This is a genomic window from Colwellia sp. MB3u-41 (assembly GCF_014076845.1).
Taxonomy (GTDB): Bacteria; Pseudomonadota; Gammaproteobacteria; order Enterobacterales; family Alteromonadaceae; genus Colwellia_A.
Genome location: NZ_JACGUT010000076.1, coordinates 1 through 22,029 on the forward strand (window position 1 = coordinate 1; position 22,029 = coordinate 22,029).

General features: G+C 38.1%; 17 protein-coding genes and 1 pseudogene. 4 read left to right on the forward strand and 14 right to left on the reverse strand.

Going from position 1 to position 22,029, the window contains the following annotated elements; genetic code table 11:
- The 12 genes and pseudogenes from H4J73_RS09055 to ccoN all read right to left on the reverse strand — a co-directional run.
- Window positions 1-1,284, reverse strand: a pseudogene (locus H4J73_RS09055) (NCS2 family permease); the annotation flags it as partial.
- A 21-nt stretch (window positions 1,285-1,305) separates the two neighbouring features.
- Entirely contained in the window at window positions 1,306-2,268 is a 963-nt protein-coding gene (gene ttcA / locus H4J73_RS09060) for a tRNA 2-thiocytidine(32) synthetase TtcA (RefSeq protein WP_182181198.1), read from the reverse strand.
- A 127-nt stretch (window positions 2,269-2,395) separates the two neighbouring features.
- Window positions 2,396-3,322, reverse strand: a complete 927-nt coding sequence (uspE, locus tag H4J73_RS09065) for a universal stress protein UspE (protein WP_182181197.1) — start codon at window positions 3,320-3,322, stop codon at window positions 2,396-2,398.
- A gap of 146 nt (window positions 3,323-3,468) precedes the next feature.
- Window positions 3,469-4,188, reverse strand: a complete 720-nt coding sequence (fnr, locus tag H4J73_RS09070) for a fumarate/nitrate reduction transcriptional regulator Fnr (RefSeq protein WP_182181196.1) — start codon at window positions 4,186-4,188, stop codon at window positions 3,469-3,471.
- A 43-nt stretch (window positions 4,189-4,231) separates the two neighbouring features.
- A complete protein-coding gene (locus tag H4J73_RS09075; RefSeq protein WP_182181195.1) occupies window positions 4,232-4,909 on the reverse strand; it encodes a sulfite exporter TauE/SafE family protein in 678 nt (225 codons plus the stop codon).
- Between the two features lie 5 nt (window positions 4,910-4,914).
- Window positions 4,915-5,127, reverse strand: a complete 213-nt coding sequence (gene ccoS / locus H4J73_RS09080; RefSeq protein ID WP_182181194.1) for a cbb3-type cytochrome oxidase assembly protein CcoS — start codon at window positions 5,125-5,127, stop codon at window positions 4,915-4,917.
- Window positions 5,128-5,156: 29 nt separating this feature from the next.
- Window positions 5,157-7,565, reverse strand: a complete 2,409-nt coding sequence (locus H4J73_RS09085; RefSeq protein WP_182181193.1) for a heavy metal translocating P-type ATPase — start codon at window positions 7,563-7,565, stop codon at window positions 5,157-5,159.
- 102 nt (window positions 7,566-7,667) lie between these two features.
- Entirely contained in the window at window positions 7,668-8,162 is a 495-nt protein-coding gene (locus H4J73_RS09090; protein ID WP_182181192.1) for a FixH family protein, read from the reverse strand.
- Window positions 8,163-8,325: 163 nt separating this feature from the next.
- Window positions 8,326-9,291, reverse strand: coding sequence for a cytochrome-c oxidase, cbb3-type subunit III (ccoP, locus tag H4J73_RS09095; protein WP_182181191.1), 966 nt, complete (start codon window positions 9,289-9,291; stop codon window positions 8,326-8,328).
- Entirely contained in the window at window positions 9,284-9,484 is a 201-nt protein-coding gene (locus tag H4J73_RS09100; RefSeq protein ID WP_259366705.1) for a CcoQ/FixQ family Cbb3-type cytochrome c oxidase assembly chaperone, read from the reverse strand. Before H4J73_RS09100 ends, ccoP begins: the two co-directional genes overlap by 8 nt.
- A complete protein-coding gene (ccoO, locus tag H4J73_RS09105; RefSeq protein ID WP_182181190.1) occupies window positions 9,484-10,128 on the reverse strand; it encodes a cytochrome-c oxidase, cbb3-type subunit II in 645 nt (214 codons plus the stop codon). The genes H4J73_RS09100 and ccoO overlap by 1 nt, the downstream gene beginning before the upstream one ends.
- Before the next feature lie 10 nt (window positions 10,129-10,138).
- Complete coding sequence (gene ccoN / locus H4J73_RS09110; protein ID WP_182181189.1) at window positions 10,139-11,563, reverse strand: cytochrome-c oxidase, cbb3-type subunit I; 1,425 nt, start codon at window positions 11,561-11,563, stop codon at window positions 10,139-10,141.
- A 453-nt stretch (window positions 11,564-12,016) separates the two neighbouring features.
- Here ccoN and H4J73_RS09115 point away from each other — a divergent pair, with 453 nt between their 5' ends.
- Window positions 12,017-12,304, forward strand: a complete 288-nt coding sequence (locus H4J73_RS09115) for a hypothetical protein (protein WP_182181188.1) — start codon at window positions 12,017-12,019, stop codon at window positions 12,302-12,304.
- A gap of 7 nt (window positions 12,305-12,311) precedes the next feature.
- On the opposite strand, the gene H4J73_RS09120 is transcribed toward H4J73_RS09115, so the two are convergent.
- Entirely contained in the window at window positions 12,312-12,932 is a 621-nt protein-coding gene (locus H4J73_RS09120) for a LysE family translocator (RefSeq protein WP_220460090.1), read from the reverse strand.
- Between the two features lie 279 nt (window positions 12,933-13,211).
- Window positions 13,212-14,252: a succinylglutamate desuccinylase/aspartoacylase family protein gene (locus H4J73_RS09125; RefSeq protein WP_182223423.1), complete on the reverse strand. Its 1,041-nt coding sequence runs from the start codon at window positions 14,250-14,252 to the stop codon at window positions 13,212-13,214.
- A gap of 242 nt (window positions 14,253-14,494) precedes the next feature.
- On the opposite strand from H4J73_RS09125, the gene H4J73_RS09130 reads away from it, so the two are divergent.
- From H4J73_RS09130 to recB, 3 genes are all read left to right on the forward strand, one after another.
- Window positions 14,495-14,848, forward strand: a complete 354-nt coding sequence (locus H4J73_RS09130) for a hypothetical protein (RefSeq protein WP_182181186.1) — start codon at window positions 14,495-14,497, stop codon at window positions 14,846-14,848.
- Between the two features lie 101 nt (window positions 14,849-14,949).
- Complete coding sequence (gene recC, locus H4J73_RS09135) at window positions 14,950-18,423, forward strand: exodeoxyribonuclease V subunit gamma (RefSeq protein WP_259366706.1); 3,474 nt, start codon at window positions 14,950-14,952, stop codon at window positions 18,421-18,423.
- Window positions 18,420-22,028, forward strand: coding sequence for an exodeoxyribonuclease V subunit beta (recB, locus tag H4J73_RS09140; protein WP_182223422.1), 3,609 nt, complete (start codon window positions 18,420-18,422; stop codon window positions 22,026-22,028). Before recC ends, recB begins: the two co-directional genes overlap by 4 nt.
- The last annotated feature ends 1 nt before the right edge of the window (window position 22,029 follow it).

Consider the following 22,029-nt stretch of genomic DNA (forward strand, 5'->3'; position numbering starts at 1 on the left):
AAAAAAATAAATTTAATTAAAAATAAACTCACCAGTATGATTAAACTCATATTAAGTTTCTGAAAATGCCCGCTAAAAAAGCGTACAGCAACATAACTTATAAAACCAAAAGCAATACCATTAGCTATAGAGAAGTTTAAAGGCATGGTAATACATATAACTGCAACAGGAACCGCTTGTGATAAATCATCCCAATCAACATTAACAAGTCCTGCGAGCATTAACACCGCAACGCAAAATTATGGGTCAGCAGTTGCATAAGCCGGTACCATCGCAGCAAGGGGAGAAAACAAAAGTGACAATAAAAATAAAACCCCTACTGTTACGGCTGTTAGCCCGGTTCTCCCAACGGCACTAACACCCGCGGTACTTTCTACATAACTTGTTGTGGTTGAAGAGCCAAGTACTGCACCTGCAATTGTTGCTGTTGAGTCCGCTAACAGTGCTTTGCCCAAACGAGGTAAACTACCATTTTCATCGAGAAGGTTGCCACGTTGAGCCACAGCAATTAAGGTACCTGAGGTATCGAATAAATCTACAAAAAAAAGTAAATATAACACCCATCATACTCACTTCTAATGCGCCAATAATATCAAGCTGCAGAAAAGTGAGCAGTACAGAGGGGGGCATAGATATAATACCTTGGTAGCTTACATCACCAATGAGTATGCCCAATGCCGTTATAACGAGTATCGATATCATGACAGCACCATTGATACCTCGATTGACCAAACCAACAATAAGAAATAATCCAATGGCGGCGAACACCGCTTGAAAAGACGTTATATCGCCTAATGTTAATAGTGTCGTGGGGCTGTCCACCACAATACCTGCATTCTTTAAGGCAATAAAAGCAAGAAATAATCCGATACCAGCAGCAATGCCAAAACGTAATGAATGTGGAATTGAGTTGATGATCCATGCGCGAATATTAAACAGGCTAAGTAATACAAAAAAACAACCAGAGATGAATACACCAGCTAAAGCGATTTGCCAGCTATAGCCCATTCCTAACACTACGGTGTAGGTGAAAAAGGCATTCAATCCCATACCAGGTGCCAATGCGATAGGGTAATTAGCTAACAATCCCATCACAAAACAGCCAATAGCAGCGGCAAGACATGTTGCAACAAATATTGCCCCGTGGTCCATCCCTGTATTTGCCAACATCGCAGGGTTAACAAAAATAATGTAAGCCATGGTTAAAAAAGTCGTCAAACCCGCAATGATTTCTTGTTTTACATTTGTGCCGTGTTCCGTTAATTTGAAAAGCTTTTCAAGCATGTTTTTAACCAGGTATTATTATTATTTTATTTCGATAATATTCAATGCGTTATTAAATGATAGATTGTTTTTTGAATTATGTTCAATACTAATGTTATCGTCTAATACAGGAGCAACGATAAGTTCATCATCAAAAGCGATATCACCGCCATTGATAACCCCTGATTGAGCATTGATCGATTTAAAGTCAAATAATTCGCTATCGCATAAATGTGAGGGCACAACGTTACGAATTGCTGTAAACATTGATTCAATTCGTCCTGGGTGATTTACGTTCCAGTCTTGTAGCATCTTCTTGATATTTTGACGCTGTAAATTAGGTTGAGATCCACATAAGTTACAAGGAATAATAGGGAAGGCTTTGAGTTGAGCGTATTGTATTAACTCGGCTTCTTTACAAAAAGCTAGTGGGCGAATCACAACATGTTCGCCATTGTCTGAGACCAATTTTGCTGGCATCGATTTTAATTTTCCGCCATAGAACATATTCAGCATTAACGTTTCAACCATATCATCACGATGGTGGCCTAATGCAATCTTAGTGGCGCCTATTTCTGCCGCGACCTTGTATAGAATGGCTCTGCGTAAACGAGAACATAAACTACAAGTGGTTTTACCTTCAGGGATTTTGTCTTTAACAATTGAATAGGTATCTTCTTGCGCTATTTTATATTCAACACCTAACGATTCTAGGTATGCGGGCAAAATATGCTCAGGAAAACCAGGTTGTTTTTGATCAAGGTTAACTGCCACGATATCAAAATGAATGGGTGCAGATTCTTTTAACAACATTAAAATAGCGAGTAGGGCATAACTATCTTTGCCCCCAGAGACACAAACCATTATTTTATCGCCATCTTCTATCATATTATATTGTGCGATAGCTTGACCAACATGGCGTCTTAAGCGTTTTTCAAGTTTATTCAGCTGTATTTTTTGGCTGGCTGTTAAAGATGCTATTGGTGTCGCTGATTGAGCGCTCATAGTGTTTCCTAGTGCTATTTATAATGAAAAAATATCGATTTTTACGGCGCGTAGTATAGCAAAAAGCCAAGAAAACTCTTGGCTTTTTAATTTATATTCAAAGATCTAAACCTAATGCTAATAGACCTTATGCCAGAGGCGAAATGTAGCCATCGGGTTTAATGGCTAATACATCACAGTTTAAGCGGTCAATTACATGCTCTGCGGTATTGCCGATCAATGCAGCTGAAATTCCTGTACGGCCAATGGTACCTAAAACAACTAATTCTGCATCGATCTCGTTAGAGATACTTTGAATAACATCTTCAGGTAAGCCCTCTTTCACGTAAGTATTTTCAATGGGGATGTTGTAATTATTTGCATGACTTTCCATTGCACTTTTATGATGGTTAAACATGGTCTCGTTATATTCGCAGGCATTAAACTCTGGGATTTCAATGGCAATATTTACGGGCGTACCCGGGTAAGAATTAACTAAGTGGATATTAGCTTTAATGAGCGATGAGAGAGCCATCGATTCTTGAGTTAATTTTTTGTTAAGTGCTTTGTGCTCTTCATCGTCGCTGCCCATGTTAAGTGCGGTAAGCAAATTACCATCACTTGGCCAGCTATGATCTTTAACAAGTAATACTGGACAAGGGCATTTTCTGAGAATATGCCAGTCTGTTGGTGTAAAAATAACAGATTTTAGCTTATCGTGTTGATGTGTGCCTTTGATGACAATATTAAAATTTTCAGCAAGCACTTTTTTGATTATTTTCTCAAATGGACGGTTATGCCAAATAATACAAATGTCTATGTTAATATTTTCGTGATTAATTTTAGAAATTTTTTCTGCTAACCATTGCTGATGACCATTAATAACAGACTGGCGCATTGCTTCACGTTCTTCGCCAGAAAGCATCGTCGTCATTTCATAAGATAAATCATAAATGGTTAAAAATGCGGTGATTTCTCCACCACTATAGCGAGCTAATTCAATAGCACGCTTTAATGCTTTTTGATTTTCAGTGGTTGGGTCAATAACGGCTAATATTTTTTTATACTTTTCCATACATTTACTCCGTAACGCATTAAATACTAATAACATTAACAATAGACTATATTTGGTACATGTTATTTGCTTTACATCATAATATTTCAATAAAAAAATGCTCAACATAATCAGTGTTAAGCATTTTTTATAAATTTATATAGAAACTAAAGTGAAGCACACTCGTTAAGTTTATCCATATCTAAAATAGTAATAAGCTTACCTTCGACACCAATTAATTCATTTTTTTGGAAACGATTTAATAATCGGCTAATGGTTTCTACCGTTAGGCCAATATAATTACCAATATCGCTTCTCGTCATAGTTAAGCGGAAGTCCGTTGCTGACATCCCTCGCGCATGATAACGACTCGCCAGTGTTGAGATAAATGTCGCCAAGCGTTGTTCAGCATTTTTACGATTAAGTAAGGTTAACATTTCCTGATCTGAGCGTATTTCCGAACTCATCATGCGCAGAATTTGTTTTTTTAACTTTGGCATAGTATTCGATAATGCATCAAGTGTGTTGTAGGGTATTTCACAAACCATTGATGTTTCTAGCGCTTTTGCAAAGCTAGGGTGTTCTGATTCAGCAATAGCATCGAAACCTAATAAATCGCCGGCTAAATGAAAACCGGTAATTTGTTCTTCGCCTTGTTCATTTACCGTGAATGTTTTAAATGTCCCAGAGCGAATAGCGTATAAAGCTTGCATTTTATCGCCATCTTGAAAGATTTGTTCACCTTTATGAATAGGGCGTTTACGGTCTATAATACTGTCTAGCGTATCAAGTTCTTTCTCATTTAAAGAAAACGGTAAACATAGCTCACTGATACTACAATTTTGACAATGAATGTGCTGAGATGTAGAACATGGCTTTTTATACATATTAACCTAAATGATTTATTTATCTTTAATAATTTCGATCATATTAAAACAACTGTTGATATGCAATCATTAAACTGTATATTCCATACATAATTATCATAAAGGCCATTATTTTTTTAAATTTCATGTTAGTTAACAAAGACTTTATTCCAAAAGAACCTAATGAAATACTCAACAACGCCGGTAAGGTACCTAAACCAAAACATGTCATTATCAAGGCGCCAGTTAGGGTACTACCGCTCGCTAAAGACCAAGTTAGGGTTGAATAAACTAAACCACAAGGTAACCATCCCCAAATAGCGCCTAATGCTAAAGCTTGTTTAGTATTTTTTACAGGGATAAACCTCTTACTTAATGGTGATAAAAAGCGCCAGAAGACTTTACCTATTTTTTCAACTTTCGATAGCCACATTAGCCATTGACCCAAGTATAAGCCCAGTAATATTAAAAATACTGCCGCGAACAGTCGAAGAAAACCTAAGGGTACACCAATATTTTTTGCAGCAATCGAACTACTAAATCCAACAATACCACCAATTAAGGTATAAGAAAAAATACGGCCAAAATTATAAGCACTGACCAGTTTAAATTGATCACTTACCTTATGTTGAGGCGATATAGCTGATGTTAGCATAGTGGTTATGCCACCACACATACCAATGCAATGGCCCGAACCTAATAAGCCAATGATAAAAGCAGATAAATAATCAATACTTAGCATATTAGTTACTTAATACCCGTATCATTGTCTTTTTTTTCTATACCGTTAGCTTCAGGCGAATTCTCAGCGCTTTTATCGTTGTTATCATCAAATAAAATACTCATGCCTTGTTTTTCTAAATCATCAAATTGTTCAGTTTTTACTGCCCAAAAAAATAGATATATGGCTAAGGCCGTTAGTATTATCGCAATAGGGATTAAAATATAAATAATGCTCATTGTCTTTATTCTCTATTTTTGTGTCACGATTATTTTTTGAGTAAACGTAATGAATTGGTGATGACTAATATTGAACTCGCCGACATGCCTATTACAGCCATGTATGGAGTAATGAAACCTGCTACGGCAAGTGGTAATACGATAGCATTATAACCAAATGCCCATAAATAGTTTTGCCAAATGATACGGCGGGTTTTACTGGCGACACGTGTCAGCGTTGTTACTGACTTTAAACGATTATTCAATAAAATAACGTCTGCGCCACTTTTAGCTATATCAGTACCACTACCCATCGCAATAGAAATATGAGCTGCACCAAACACCGGGGTATCATTTACGCCGTCTCCCACCATCGCAATGGTTGAACCATTGGGTTGTTGCTTAATAATCGCCATTTTATCTGTCGCCGACAAAGTACAGTGTACTTCATCTAAATGAAGTAATGCTTGAACTTTGTTACATCCCACGGCGTGATCACCTGATAGCATAATGGTATGTATATTTTTCTTCTTCAAATTACCTAAGAGATTTTTAGCATCTTCACGGATCTCATCGGTTAAATAAAATGCAGCTATTAATTCATTATCTTCTAATAATAAACATGAAGCGGTTTCAAATTCAGTTGATTTGTTTGTGTCACTTAGCAGCCATTGTGGTTTACCGATCCGATAGTATTTATCATTTACCTTACCCTGAATGCCAAAACCAGATTTAATTTCTACCTGTTCAGTGGTGTATGAATAATCACGGAATAATTTAAACGGTTTGGCTAAGGGGTGTTCTGAATAAGACTCAAGTGCGGCTGCTATAGATAAAACCTGCTGTTCACTATATTTATAATGCTCATTATCAAAAAGTTGAGTTTGATTAATAGAAAAATCACCCGAGGTTAAGGTACCGGTTTTATCAAAGGCAATGGTGGTTATCTTGGGTAATGTCTCCATGACATGTGCTGATTTTATCATGATGCCTTCACGGTTTAAGCGTGTGGTCGCACATGTTAACGCAGTGGGTGTGGCAAGAGACAAAGCGCAGGGACAGGTAGCAACAAGAACAGACAAGGTGATCCAAAAGGCTTCCTCAGGTAAATGTTGATGCCAGTATAGAGCGGTACCTATGGCGGTCAGTAAAATAACGGCAACAAAATATTGTGCTATTTTATCTGATAATTTCGCTAATTTAGGCTTATGTGCTTGAGATGATTCACTTAATCGTATGAGTTGGCTTAAAAAAGAATGCTCACTAGGGTGTTTTACTTCAACGTTAATATTACCGTCACCATTTATAGTACCGGCAAAGACTATATCGCCCACGGCTTTATTTAAGGGTAATTGCTCGCCTGATAACATGGCTTCATTAAGCTGGCTACTACCAGAGATAATGGTGCCGTCGGCAGGGACAACTTCCCCAGGTTTTATCAAAACAATATCAAGAGGGCAAAGCTTTTTGGCAGGAACCAGTATTTCTTTTTTGATACCGTCTTCATTAATGAGCTTTGTTGCCGTCATTGGCATTAGCTTAAGCAAGTTAGCTGAAACTTCGGCTGCACGACTTCGTGCTCTAAATTCTAAAAATTTACCAATAAGCAATAAAAAGGTGAACATTGACACAGATTCAAAATAGACTTCACCTTGCTGAGTGATGGTCGCCCATGCACTGGCTGAAAATGCGAGAGAAATAGCGATAGCGACTGGTACATCCATCGATAAGCGCTTTATCTTTAACGCATTAATCGCGCCTTTGTAAAAGGGTAACGCGCCATAAGTAACAATAGGAATGGTTAAAAATAAGCTTGCATAACGTAAGTATATTAAGTTGTACTCATCCATGCCTGAAAAAGCGCCAAAGTATAATCCAAAGGCAATCATCATCACCTGCATCATCAAAATGCCAGAAATACCTAAACGCTTGATGTAATTATTACTTTGAGTTTTGTTCAGTTGTTCTGCGGTACTTGCTTTGAATGGGAGTGCTTGGTAACCAATTTTGGCAATACGGTTAATCAACTCACTCAATTGAACGTTATTATTATCCCAACGAATTGTCGCGCGCTGTGTTGTGGCATTAACATTTATGTTGATTAATCCCTTAACCTTGATAAGTTGCATTTCTATAAGCCAAGCGCAAGCTGCGCAGCTTATGCCATCAACGGTAAGAATAGCCTCGTTATAGTCATCGGTTTTATAAGTAAATTCACTTTGTAAGTCGTCATCATCAAGCAGCTTATTACGTTGTAACTGCTCAGGTATCAGTGGTTCACCTTTTTGTGCGGGTGCTGTTCTAAAGCGATAATACTCACCTAAACCGTTATCAACAATTGCTTGTGCAACACACTGACAACCAATACAGCACATTGGCTGTTGGGTCTGCTCTATTTTCAATGATAAATTTAGGCCATTGGGGACAATTTCACCGCAGTGATAACAAAGTGTTTTCATATATTCATAGCCAAAGAAATAAGGAGTATTATATACCTGTTTACTATTTTTATAGCTTAGGTGAGGTTGCCCTGCACCTAAATTAGAAGAAGCTATACGATATTAGTTTGCTTCTCTGATATTAGGAATAATATCGATAAACTCGCTTTGGGGTAAGGTAATCGTGTTTTGAATTTTCCAGTGATTTTCAAAAGGAGTCATAGTTAAGCGCCACTTTCCCTTTACTGTTTCATCAAATACATGCCTAAAATAGCCATTACCGTCAGGCGTGAGTGCTAAATAGAAATCTCTATCAGCAAGAGTGGGGTGATAAAAATTAAGATTTAACACCGGGAATACTTTATCAATACCGGTAGGTTTGATAATTAATTCGTTATCTTGCAGTTTTAATGCAAAGCGCATCCCTAATTTTTGGGCAAGCTTTACTTTAGAGACTTCTAGGTTAATTGCTTTACCTTTTTTATAGTAATCACCCACGACTAATGGATCGGGATTATGGTTAGCAATAAAGTAAGTCGAAATACCAGCAACAACCGCAGTAGCAGGGAGAATAAAAACGAACCAAGCCCAAGGCTCTTTATACCAAGATGTTTTCATGTAAAAATTTCAGTTGATAAAAGTGATTGTATTATACGACTTTTTTCTATTGGGAACTATTAAAAAACGATCAATTTACTAACTATTCTTGGCTTGGAAAATATAAAAAAGCCTTGCGGTAATAATACGGCAAGGCCTTTACATTGAGACTAATTAAGCGCAGTTATTTTTGTGATAAACTGTACACATAGGCACTAACAAGATGTATTTTTTGTTCACCTAAAATATCTTTCCATGCGGGCATTACACCAGCTCGACCATTTTTAATAGATGACTCAACGGCTCGTTGAGAACCACCATATAGCCAAATGTTGTCGGTTAAGTTTGGCGCACCCAATGGAATACCCATCGCTAAACTGCCTTTACCGTCAGCACCATGACAAGATGCACATAATGCAAATTTTTCTTTACCTGCCGCTGCACTTGCAACGTCAACTTCACGACCACTCAAACTCAATACATAAGCGGTAACCTCTTTTACGCCTTGGTCACCGCCTAATGCTGCGCCCCAAGCGATCATGCCATTAGCATTACGACCGTATAAGAGAGAATGTTTAATTGATTGAGGATCACCACCGTATAACCAGTCTTTATCTGTTAGGTTAGGAAAGCCGGTTGTACCACTTGCATTTGACCCGTGACATTGAGAACAGTTTTGTAAATATAGGCGTTGACCCACTTTTAACGCTTCTTTATCAGTGGCAAGATCTTCAATAGTACGTGCGGCATAGCCATCAAAAATTGGACCGTACTTTATGTCAGCGGCTTCAATTTCTCGATCGTATTGTACTAAATAGCCATTTTCTTTTGCAGCGATTACTTGTGCCTTTGACTCAGCGAGACTCAAAATCCCTTGGTTAGAACTTTTCCAACCAATAAAGCCTGTCCAATTACCTAAACCATAGAGCGCTAGGTAACCAAAAGCCCAGATAATGGTTAACAAGAAGAATGTACTCCACCATTGTGGTAATGGATTGTTTAATTCTTCGATACCATCAAAAGTGTGTCCCATTGACTCACCTTCAGGAACACCTGCAAAGTTCTTTAAACAATAGCGTAGAAGTGTAAAACAACCCACTAACGTACCTAGGGTGAGAACCCAAACCCATATATTCCAGAAGCTAGACATTTTTATTACTCTCCTGTTTGCTATTTACGTCACTAAGTTCAGTCTTTTCTTTATCTTCTTCAAAGATAGAGTTTGCTGCTTCATCAAAAGCGTTTTTACGCTTTTTAGAATAAGACCAAACCACAATAATAATAAATAGTGCCAATATTAATAAAGCTATTAACCCTCTGAGGGTGCCATAATCTATCATCATTATTTCAACGCATGACCGAGAGATTGCAAATAAGCAATAAGAGCTTCCATTTCCGTTTTATCTTTAACAGCCGCTTTAGCACCAGCTAAATCATCTGCAGAATATAACGGTATACGATTACCTTGTTCATCTTTATGGCTGCGATTGCGCGTTAAGAAATTAAATGTTGTTAATTTCTTTTCGGTTAATTCACCATCTAACTTGTTTTCAGCTAACCATTTAAATGAAGGCATGTTTGATTCTGGAACTACTGACCGAGGGTCAAGTAGATGAGCTCTATGCCAATCATCACTATAACGACCACCAACACGGGCTAAATCAGGACCAGTACGTTTAGAACCCCATAAAAAAGGGTGTTCCCAAACGCCTTCACCAGCAACAGAGTAATGACCGTAACGCTCTGTTTCAGCACGAAAGGGGCGGATCATTTGACTGTGACAAACGTTACAACCTTCACGGATATAAATATCACGACCTTCCATCTCTAATGCGGTATAAGGTCTAAGATTATCAACAGGCGTAGTGGTTGCTTTTTGAAAAAATAACGGGGTTATTTCTACTAAACCACCGATACTTATCGCGAGAACAGTGAAAATCGCAAACAAACCAACACTTTTTTCAAATTTTTCATGTTTATTTTTCATAGTCGGCCTCCTAACCTATTGCTACAGGCTTAAGACTGTCGTCTTTAGCATAGATAGTTTTGAACATGTTGTAAGCCATCAATAAGAAACCAGCGACAACTAACACTCCACCAACGAAACGAATAAAGTAGAATGGATATGAAGCCGTTAAACTTTCAACAAAACTGTAAGTTAACGTACCGTCTGTATTAACAGCTCTCCACATTAACCCCTGCATAACACCTGATATCCACATAGCAACTATGTATAAAACGATACCCGTTGTGTGTAACCAAAAATGCACATTGATTAATTTAATACTGTACATACGACCTTGATTAAAGAGTACTGGAATTAAGTGATACATAGCGCCAATTGAAACCATTGCTACCCAACCTAAAGCACCAGAATGAACATGACCGATAGTCCAATCTGTATAATGAGATAACGCATTTACAGATTTAATCGCCATCATTGGTCCCTCAAAGGTAGACATACCGTAAAAAGACAATGAAACAATCAGAAAACGTAAAATGGGGTCATGACGAAGTTTATGCCATGCACCTGAAAGCGTCATTATACCGTTTATCATACCACCCCAAGAAGGAAGGAATAACACGATAGACATTACCATACCTACAGATTGAGCCCAATCAGGAAGTGCCGTATAATGAAGGTGATGAGGGCCTGCCCATATGTATAATGAGACTAATGCCCAAAAATGAACAATAGATAAACGATAAGAGTAAACTGGGCGTTCAGCCTGTTTTGGTACGAAATAATACATTATACCTAAGAAACCTGCAGTCAATAGGAAACCAACGGCATTGTGTCCGTACCACCACTGCATCATTGCATCAATCGCACCCGAGTATATTGAGTAAGACTTCATCATAGAAACAGGAATCACCATTGAATTACCAATGTGTAATACGGCAACAGTAAGAATAAAGCCACCGAAGAACCAATTAGCGACATAAATATGAGACGTTTTACGTTTAACAAGCGTTCCAAAGAAAACAATGGCATAACTAATCCATACAACAGCAATTAAAATATCAATGGGCCATTCTAATTCAGCATATTCTTTACTTGAGGTATAACCCATAGGAAGGGTGATTGCAGCAAGTACAATAACTAATTGCCATCCCCAGAAGGTAAATGAAGCAAGTTTGCCGCCAAATAGTGTTGTTTTACAGGTTCTTTGAACAACATAATAAGAAGTAGCAAATAGGGCACTTGTACCGAATGCAAAGATAACAGCATTAGTATGTAGTGGACGAAGACGGGAATAGGTTAACCAAGGTGTTTCAAAATTTAAAGCAGGCCAAATTAACTGAGCCGCAATTAAAACACCAACAAGCGTACCGAAGATTCCCCATATTACTGTCATTACAGTAAATTGACGTACAACATCAAAATTGTAGTCTACTGATGACGCATTACTTTGTGACATGTTATGGTTTCCGCAGTTATATTTATAAACGTAAATCGATTTTTTCTACTTAAGAAAACTAAGTACTAGTGACAGTTATCATTGAAAAATAAAATTTCACCTAACGATAAAAAATCTCCGGTATATAGTAATAATTTTGTAGTGAAAAGTCATTAAAATATGCAGTGAATGTTGTTGTAGATCAATAATATTTCAAGGCTTTGTATAAATAATACACATAAAGTATTAAAGAGAGTATTTCCCATTAAAATATCAATATATAAAAGACTATTTATCGTTTCTTTTTTCTTCAGTAGCGCTGGCTGCGAACCTAATCATGTCATTGAAAAACCAAAGCAACCATTTCAATGCATTACTTCACAAAGTACTTGTGAAGTTGATACTACATTTGGCACGCTTTTAGTTACGTTTAACGTCGACAAAGTCCTGACAGAATTACCCTTTAGTATACGAGTGGAATTTAAAAAAGATCATCTATTTAACGATAATATCCGCTCTGAAAACTCATATAGTGTTGTTGGCTATATGGAAGGAAAAACCATGTTTATGGGCAAGATACCCCTGTTTTTTAACAAAGAAGTTAAAAAAAACAGCGCTTATTTTCTTGCACAAACAATGTTGGGCAGTTGCTCTGAGGATAAGATGATATGGCGGTTATGGTTAACAATAGAAAATAAAGTCGCCAGTAAAAGCAAGGTACCAACAACTTTCTTTATTGATTTTCATTCTACTCGTTTTTAGTACCTGATTAGCCTAATAAAAGCCAAAGTGCGACAATCATCATTAAACAAGCTGATATTTTATTAAGGTGTGATATTTTATTGTTTTTTGTTAAATATCGCGCCAGTGTTTTGCCGCCTGTCGCATATAATGTCATGCAAATAAACTCTGACATAAGAATTATCGCCACAAGAACAATAAGTTGTGGCACTAATGATTGTTGGCTATTTATGAAGGGTGGTAACAAAGATACCATAAAAGCCCAGCCTTTAGGGTTAGATATTGCTGTAATGAAGCCTTGTTGCAATAATCTTTGCTTGCTTACTCTTGCATTTTCTCCTTTTATGTCAATAGCGAGTTTACCTTTGGCTTGCCACATATTAATAGCTATATACGTTAAGTAACCCGCTCCAAAAATTTTTAAAAGAGTAAAAATCTCAGGGTAGCTGAACATTATTTTCGCTACACCTAAAGCTGCGGCAATAGCTACAAGAGCAACACCAAGTAATTCACCCCACATCATCCAAAGCGTTTTTTTATAACCCACAGAAATGCCTAGAGTCATTGCTAGTGTCATGCACATACCCGGTGATATAGAAATAAGAAAAATAGTCGGAATAAAAAGGGCAAGTAACGTAAAATCTATCAAAACAGGGTCTCAATAATTGTGCAGAGATAAAGTGGCAGGCATTCTAACGTAATTATAGCATTTTTCCTTGAATTTATTGCCGCAATAACTTCAGATTTTGAAGGATGTTCCACTAAGGAAATTGTGTGGTGTTATCACCATAAATATATAAGCTGCAACCTTGCCGAGTAGCAGATATTTTTTCCAAGTATTGTTTTCTTCAACTGAATAAACATGACGCTTGTTTGCACAACGAACGGCTAACTTGTGTAAAAAACCTTTTATATTTAGTAAACTTTATTATCCATTCATTTTAACGACATAAAACAGGCAATCACTTAAAGCGATAGTTCTATTATGTGTTGCCATAAAAATACGTAAATCAACTCCACATCTGAAAATATTTTTTTTACAGCAAAAATAATCATTTATAACGTTATTGCCATGCTCATTAATGAGTTCAAAATTATTAAGTCCTTTGTCATCAACCCAGCCTAGCATTTGATCTTTTCGAGAAATACCATAATTTAGCTGTTCAATATTTGATTTTATACAAACCCCAGTAAACCCTTCATCATGATCGTCATAAGATAAGCCTGTGTTTGGTTGTAACACCAAACGTAAGGGTTTATAAATAATATCAACCGATCTGTTTTGTTGAAAATTTTTCGACTCTTCGTTTAGGGTTAATTGCTTTAAACCTTCGTAAGCCACATGATGAGACTGCTCGTCGCTACTACCACCACATTTAACCGTTATCATCGGACAATCGAACTTTTGCTCCATTAACGTGCCCAACTGCAAACCCGATAAAATGATCGTTTGGCAAAAATAAGAGGTTATTGATAATGTTTCAGGAGTGATTATTGGTGCTACCGCAAAAGCCGGACCAGACCCCGCACAGTTATGTAAATCGACTACAATTTCAGGTGTCACCTCTTTAATGGCTTGCTCAATAAGTAAAGCGCGACGACAAAAGCCACAATTTCCAGTGGCATCATCAGAAAAACAGCGATTAATATCTTTCCCTCCATCAAGATAGCGTCGACTAAATATTGGCGACATAGTCGCGGCTTCAACCGAACAAATAATAAATCTAACATGGGTGGTAGAAACAGGTAGTTTGTCGTTAGCGGTTAACCAACGGTGCATAGCAATTAATCCCGAAGGCTCATCACCATGAAGCAATGTCGTAAAAACACGACATTTATCCTCATTATCACCAGTAATATCAATTACTGTAGGTCCTGTTAGTGTCATTAAGAACTGAATATAATCAGCTTTTAGTACAAGAGGACCTGGATTTTTCAAATAAGTGATTTCGTCAAAGTCTATGTCCATTAGAATGCCTAATATGCTCTGTATTAAAGTGAGAATAATGAACAGCTACCTTACTTCTACAGTAAAGTATCTGCCGCAAATAGTACGATACAATGAGCATGCCACAACTTGTAGTCAGTCTTTGTTGATTAAGGTCAATAATAATGAAGTAAAGATGAATTAGTTTTACCCCTCGAGATAAATTAATCACTAATAGGGTACTTAGACTTGTTGGAAGCTTATTTTTCTACTAACTTTATCTTATGGCTTCATTTGAATATTTGGCTATGGCATCGTTTGATTTACCGAGTAAATCGGGTTTTGATATGACTAAGTTTGTCGCTATTATGAGTTACTTTACTGTGATTGGTTGGTGTATTGCCATCCTACTTCATAGTTATAATCGTTCAAGTTTTTCTACCTTTCATTTAAAGCAATCTTTAGGGCTTATCTTAACTTTTACCTTGTTATCTTTTATACCACTTATTGGCTGGGCAATCGGTATTGTTGTCTTTTTATTCTGGCTAGTGGCTATCTACTATGCTGCAGTGGGAAAAGCATATTTAGTGCCTTTTTTAGGCCAATATTTTCAGACGCATTTAGATTTTATTCAATAAAAAAAGATGTTTTTAGAAAAATAACTCAGTGATTTTGATAGCTTTATCTGTATTGTTATGCTTAAATTTAGTCAGAAAATATTGTCTCTAAGGTCTTCATATTGTTCTATCTTTATCCGGCTAATAAAATGGAAAATTTATTAGCACTTCTTGATAAAATCCAACAGGTTTCACCACTCCCTATCTTCAGCCAAGAAATGATTGTTGTGCAAAACGCTGGTATGCAGCATTGGCTTAATATGTCGTTAGCTCAGCAACGCGGTATCAGTATGAATATTGGTTACGCGTTACCGTCGCAGTTTTTGTGGAAGCTTGTTAGAAGTATAGCTAGCGATGATAACGTGCCAGAGCAGTCACCGTTTTCTCGTGAAGTACTTTCATGGCGAATAGATGCCCTTATGGGTAGTAAAATTGTTATTGACGACCCCGATTTCTCTAGTGCAACACAATACTGGTTGGGGACAGCTACCATTTCTGACGACGCTGTTTTAAGCGATAGTATTAATGAGTCTTCAGCCACAAAAGAGCAAAGTGATTCAACCGTATTTAGTGAGAAACAAACATTAAAACGTTATCAACTGGCGTGCCAATTAGCCGATTTATATGAGCAATATTTAATTTTTAGACCACAATGGATCAATGATTGGCACCAAGGTAAAGCCAGTAAAAGTTTCGCTCACCAAAAACAAGCGGTAGAAGTAGAGAAGTGGCAGGCAAAATTATGGCAATTGTTAACCCAAGAACAAAGCTATGATCCACTCGATCTCGTTAATAAAGCCATTGAAAATATAGCCACGAAAAAGCATTTGTTACCACCCCGTTTATCCTTTTTTGGGATTAATGCCATGGCACCGATGTGGTTGTCTTTCATCGAAGCGGTAAGCGAACATCTTGATGTGCACTTTTTCCATCTTAACCCTTGTTTTGATTATTGGGGTGATATTCAATCAGAAAAACAAGCGATTAACCTATTAACAAAATGGGTTAAGGGCCACGACGATATTACCGTGAATGTGGGTAATCCGCTGTTGGCTAATTTGGGTCAACAAGGACGTGAATTCATGGCCTTGCTTAATGACTATTCAACCGTAAATATTGAGGTTTTTGATACCATTGTTAAGGGAGAAGAAGCAGAAAGTTTATCGGTATTACACCAAGTTCAACAAGACATTCTGACCTTAACCAACCCAAAAGATGCACCTAAAAATCAGCAAGATAACTCGATTGTCTTTTCCAGTGCTCATAGCGCATTACGCGAAGTACAAGGCTTACACGATTGGCTGCTCCACCAATTTAATGACGATAAAAGCTTAACCCCCAAAGATGTCTTGGTTATGTGCCCACAAGTTGAGCAATATGCTCCATATGTCAGTGCTGTTTTCGCACGAGGTTGGCAAGACCTAGCAGACAAGATCCCCCCATTGCCTTGTTCTATTGCCGACAGAGTTAGTAAAGACTCCGAACCTATCGTTGCCGCTTTTACACAATTACTGAGTTTGCCTGATAGTCGTTTTCAAGTGTCGCAAATTATCGGCATGTTACGTTTACCCGCAATACAAAATAAGTTTTCGCTGAGCCTTGAAGAGCTTGATAAAATTTCTGCTTGGCTCGAACAAGCTTGCGTGCACTGGGGTGTGGACCAACAGCATAAACAGCAGGTTTTGCACAGCAAAGAAGTGAATAATGCCTTTACTTGGCAACAAGGTTTATCACGATTAATGCGCGGCTTTGCTTTTGCTGATAGCCCAATGTTTGTTGACGATCAACTGTATTTGCCTAATGTTGAAGGAAACGACGCTATTTTATTGGGTAAATTAATGCTGATTATCGAGCAACTACAGCATTTCTCTCAGCACCTTGCTCAAGAGAAGTCGGCAAGCCAGTGGCAACAATTTTTATTGTCCCTGTTAAATAGCTTGTTTGAGGTTACCGATGAAAACGCTTTTAACGTTATAGACCAAGCCATAGGTGCGTTGGTTGAATATTGCCAACACGCTGATTACCAGCAAAAAATCAGCTTAGGTGTCGTACGAGACTTTCTTACTAATCATTTTAGTCAGCCAGATCCCGGTCGTCAGTTTATGGTTGGGCAAATTACTTTTTGCTCCATGTTACCGATGCGCAGTATTCCTTTTAAAGTCATTGCCATTTTAGGTTTGAACGACGGCGAATTTCCGCGACAGCGTCAACCATTAGGTTTTGATCTTATGGCCAGTAGCAAAAGTGAACTGGGTGATAGATCGCGCCGTGGCGACGACAGATACTTATTTTTAGAAGCGATAATATCAGCACGCCAGTCATTATACTTAAGCTATCAAGGGCGTAACATTCGTAATAATAATGAAAAACAGCCGTCGATAGTTCTCAAAGAATTAATGGAATATCTTGAAGCAGGTTATGGTTGGCAACTCCACAATAGCGACAACGTCATTGAAAAAAACGATAGTGATGATCGATCTTCAGATATTAAACAATTACCCATGCAAGCTTTCAGCGAGCACAACTATTTGGGGCAATTGAAAAGCTTCGACCCTCATTGGCTGAAACTTAAATCAGCTAAAAAATCAGCACAAACCGATACCTTATTTCTGCCGGTTGAGATAACACCAGATAACGAAACTAAAGTTGTTGATATAAATGAACTGATCCGTTTTTTTCAGCACCCCGCGAAGGCCTTTGCTCAACGGCATTTACAGTTGTTTTTTGAACCTCGAGAGACGCAGCTTGATGATACTGAGCCATTTAGTGAAAACTTTTTGCAGAGTTACTTATTACGTCAGCAGCTTTTAGCGCTTTATTTAGTGGGTAGCAGCGAGCAGGAGATAACTTCTGCAGTGAGTGCGGCAGGGGTAAGTGGCGTTTTTCCAGACTTACCCAGCACAAATGACAGCTTAGAGCGCTGGCGAGATGACAGTGAGAATTTTAGTGAATTTATTCGCACGGAAAGTCAGCTAACGACAGCTGAAGCGCCAATTACTTTTATTAATGCCGAGCTCGACTTGGTTCTTGCCAATAATAGCCACTTTGTTCTTGGTGCCAATTTTCCTGTCCAAGAAGATAGTTTGATGTTCTATCGAAGCTCTTCGGCAAAAGGTAAAGACTTATTTGCTCTTTATTTGCATCAACTCATTCTTCAATGTTGGCAAGACCATGCAGCGACATTGAATACCGCTGATTTTACACAAGAGCAAAATATGCTCGCGCAGGTAAAAATAACCAAAGGTTTTTACTTTGATACAAAAAATCAAAAACCAACCCAATACCGCTTTAGCCAAGTAGACAATGCTCAGGCGCATTTAGCTTTTATTGTTGAAACTTATCTCAAAGGGCAGCAGCAAGCTTTACTGCTTAACACCGAATTAGTCGAAAAGTTCTTTAAAGCGAAAGCCTTTCAACAAAGCCACTTTGAAAAAATATGGTCAGACAATAGCAGCATGCTCAGCGTGATCAAACCCTTAGGACAAGACCCTTACATGCATTACTTCTGGCAACAATGTCCTGAGTTTTCTGAGCATCAGCCAACGTTTACGGCACTTTATCAACCGATGTGGCAAGCTCAGGAGCAAATAAAATGAAGATGAATAATCTCATTGCTCACGAAATCCCTCTGGTAGGAAAACATCTCATTGAAGCGAGTGCGGGCACCGGTAAAACCTTTAATATCACCCGTTTATATTTACGATTATTACTCGAAAAGCAATTACCTGTTGAACAAATATTGGTCATGACCTTCACAAAAGATGCGACTGAAGAATTACGTGGGCGTATTGACAACTTTATTCGACAGGCATTAAGCGAGTGGGATGCACTCATTGTTGAAGATGAGTTCTTTAAGTCGATCAGTACACATATTGATGAAAAATCGGCAAAAATACGCTTACGCCAAGCACTGTTATATCTTGATGAAGCCGCTATATTCACTATTCATGGGTTTTGTAAGCGCGTATTAAGCCAGCACGCTTTTGCCAGCGGTGTCGCTTTTAATGCACAAATGGAAACCAGTTGCCAAGACTTAGTGTTACAAGCTTGCCAAGATTGGTATCGAGTGTTAGCCAAAGATAGCCCCGAGCAGTTTACGCAAGTGATGCAGTTCTGGCAAAATCCGCTCAGTTTTCTCAGTCAATTTTCAAAAGCTATTAGCAAACAAAATACGCTTGATGTTGTTAACGTTGATGAAATAGAGCAACAATTTACCGAATTAACTCAGCAAGCGCTTGATAACTTAGAAAGTAACGTACCGCTACTGACTCAGTATCTTATCGAGGTTAAAAAAGGCGCAGAAAGGGAGAAACGCCAGCAAGAACTTGATGCGTTAGTGCAATGGTTACATCGCTTGGTTGATGATATTACTGTGGGTAATGAAAAAATGCCTGACGCTTTTATTGACGGTAAACGTTACGCTCGCTCGGCGGGTAAAGTTGAACTGTTAGCGGTATTTGAACCAGTAAAAACCGTTAAAGCTGAATTAAAATCGTTAGCTAAGAAAATTGAAAAAGCGAAAGCACTCGTAATTGTCCGCCAAGGTATTTATCAAATACGCATCAGTATTGAAGAACAAAAAAACAATGCCAATATATTAAGTTTTGACGATCTTATTTCGACACTTGCTCATTGTTTACAAGCAAAAAATAGCAACGCGCAAATACTGGCGCAAACGTTATTTGAACAATATCCCGTGGCATTAGTCGACGAATTTCAGGATACCGATCCCTTACAATTTTCGATACTTGAAGCTATTTATTATCATCAAAATCAAGCCGCTCTGTATATGATTGGTGATCCTAAACAAGCGATTTATGGATTTCGTGGTGGTGATGTTTTTGCTTATTTATCAGCGCGTAAAGATTGCGATTATCAATGGCTAATGGATACTAACTGGCGTTCTACGCCTGCTATGATCACCGGTTATAACCGCTTGTTTTATGGTGAAGCCATTAAAGACGCCGTAGACGTTATAGAGGGAAATAGTCATGTTTTTGGTTACGACATTCCTTATATTCCCGTGAAGGCTTCGCCACCCGCGCTTAAAAAACATCACACTAGTGCAGACAACGCCTTACAGTTTATTCACTTTGTTGATGAAGAAGCCAAAAAATCGGTCGCGCAAAGTTTTCGCCCGGTTATGGCCACGTGGTGTGCTAACGAAATTATTCGTTTACTGAGTACCTCTGCCACAGAAAGTTGTGAGCAATTGACCTCGAAAGATATTGCTATTCTCGTGCGTGATGGCGCTGAGGCCAGAGATATTAAGCAAGCCTTAGAAAATGCCAACTTAGCGTCAGTCTTTATGAGTAATCGCGCTAACTTGATGAAAAGCGAACAAACACATCAATTAATACAGTTACTTAAAGGCATCTTGTTTGTTGAAAATGAACGTTATTTCAGTGCCGCAATTGCTTGTGATTTACTCAATTATCATCCTAAAGCATACCGTGAATTACAAGCTGATGAACTCGCTTGGCAAGCCTTGAAATTTGATTTTGAACAACTGCGGAATGAATGGCTGTATAAAGGTTTTATTTCGATGGCATTAAAATTAATGCATGACCATTTCTGTATATCAGATGAAAACCAAGATCGTATTTTGACTAACTTATTGCATTTATTTGAAATACTGCAAACGGCCAGTCAACGACATCGCCAACCGCAAGAATTATTGTATTGGCTTGAACAACAAAGCCGCGTCGACGACCCTGAGATTGAAGCTGAATTGCGTTTAGAAAGTGACGATAATTTAATACGGATTATTACTCAACACGGTTCAAAAGGTTTAGAGTATCCCGTAGTGTTTGTGCCGTTTGCAACAAGACATAAAGATCCACTTAAGTTTGGTGTAAGCGCTGTTACTTTTATTGAATACCATGACGACAATCTAGAGTTAAAATTAAGCTTAGACGGCTCAGAACATGCTAAGGCGTCAATGGCTAATGAAGCATACGCAGAAGCTATTCGTTTATTGTATGTTGCGGTAACCCGTGCAGAAAGGCGCTGTTATATATTAACGGCAAGCTTTGATAAAGCACAACATTCTCCTCTTGGCAGTGCCTTAAAATGGCAAGCAGAACAAGATATCGAAGAAAACTTATTACGGTTGGCAAATGATGAACCCAACAGCATAAGTTTAGTGCGACTTTCTAGCGTTGAAAATGCGAGCGAACTTATTGCACAAGAAGCCCCGCTATCTGAAATTAGCCATATTAGCGGTGAAGTTGCGCATTTTAACGGCAAAATAGAACGTGATTGGTGGCTAAGTTCATTTTCAGCATTAAGCCGAAATTTACGCCACGGCGGAGTATCTTCACCTGATCGTGACAATTCACTGGAGAAAGTGGCAAGTGGTGAACTGCAGTCAAGTGCGCCTCAAGCCAGTCGTTTATTGCGCTTTAATTTAGCAAAGGGGGCCCATACCGGTAACTTATTACATGATATTTTAGAGCACACAAATTTTAATGCGCCTGACTGGCAAGACGCTATGCATTGGCCGTTACAAAAGTATGGTGAATTAACGCCAGGTTATCAAGCAGAAGATCTGCAACTTTGGCTTGAACAAATGATCAACGCACCACTAAACTGTGATCGAGCGGATGATGTCGAAGCTCATACTGAGTCTTCGAGTGATCGTTTTCCTATAGGGGGCGCAGAGGTTTTTAGTTTAGGTGATTTACAACAACAACAAACGCTACGAGAAAGTGAGTTTTATTACCCAATGTGCTCAGCGAGCACTGAAAAATTAACCCATATATTGTCTAAACATCGCAATATGGACAGTAAAGCATCTCAGCAATCAACGGTACGTTTACCGGCATATCAACAGCTAAAAGGTATGATGCATGGCTTTATTGATTTGATTTTTGAGCACAACAATAAATATTATATCTGTGATTATAAGTCAAGCCACTTAGGTCATGACTTTAGTGACTACAGTCAACAAGCCATGAAAGACAATATTGAAAAAAATCACTATGACTTGCAGTACCTTATTTATGCTTTAGCCCTACATCGTTACTTAAGTTATAGCCTCGAAAATTATGACGTAAACACACATTTTGGCGGTGCTTACTATCTGTATTTACGTGGAATGACAGATGAAGAGCAACATAAAAATTGTGGTGTGTATTATCGAAATATTGGCGTTGACGAACTTGAAGCACTTGACCAATTGTTTCTAGGAGAAACATAAA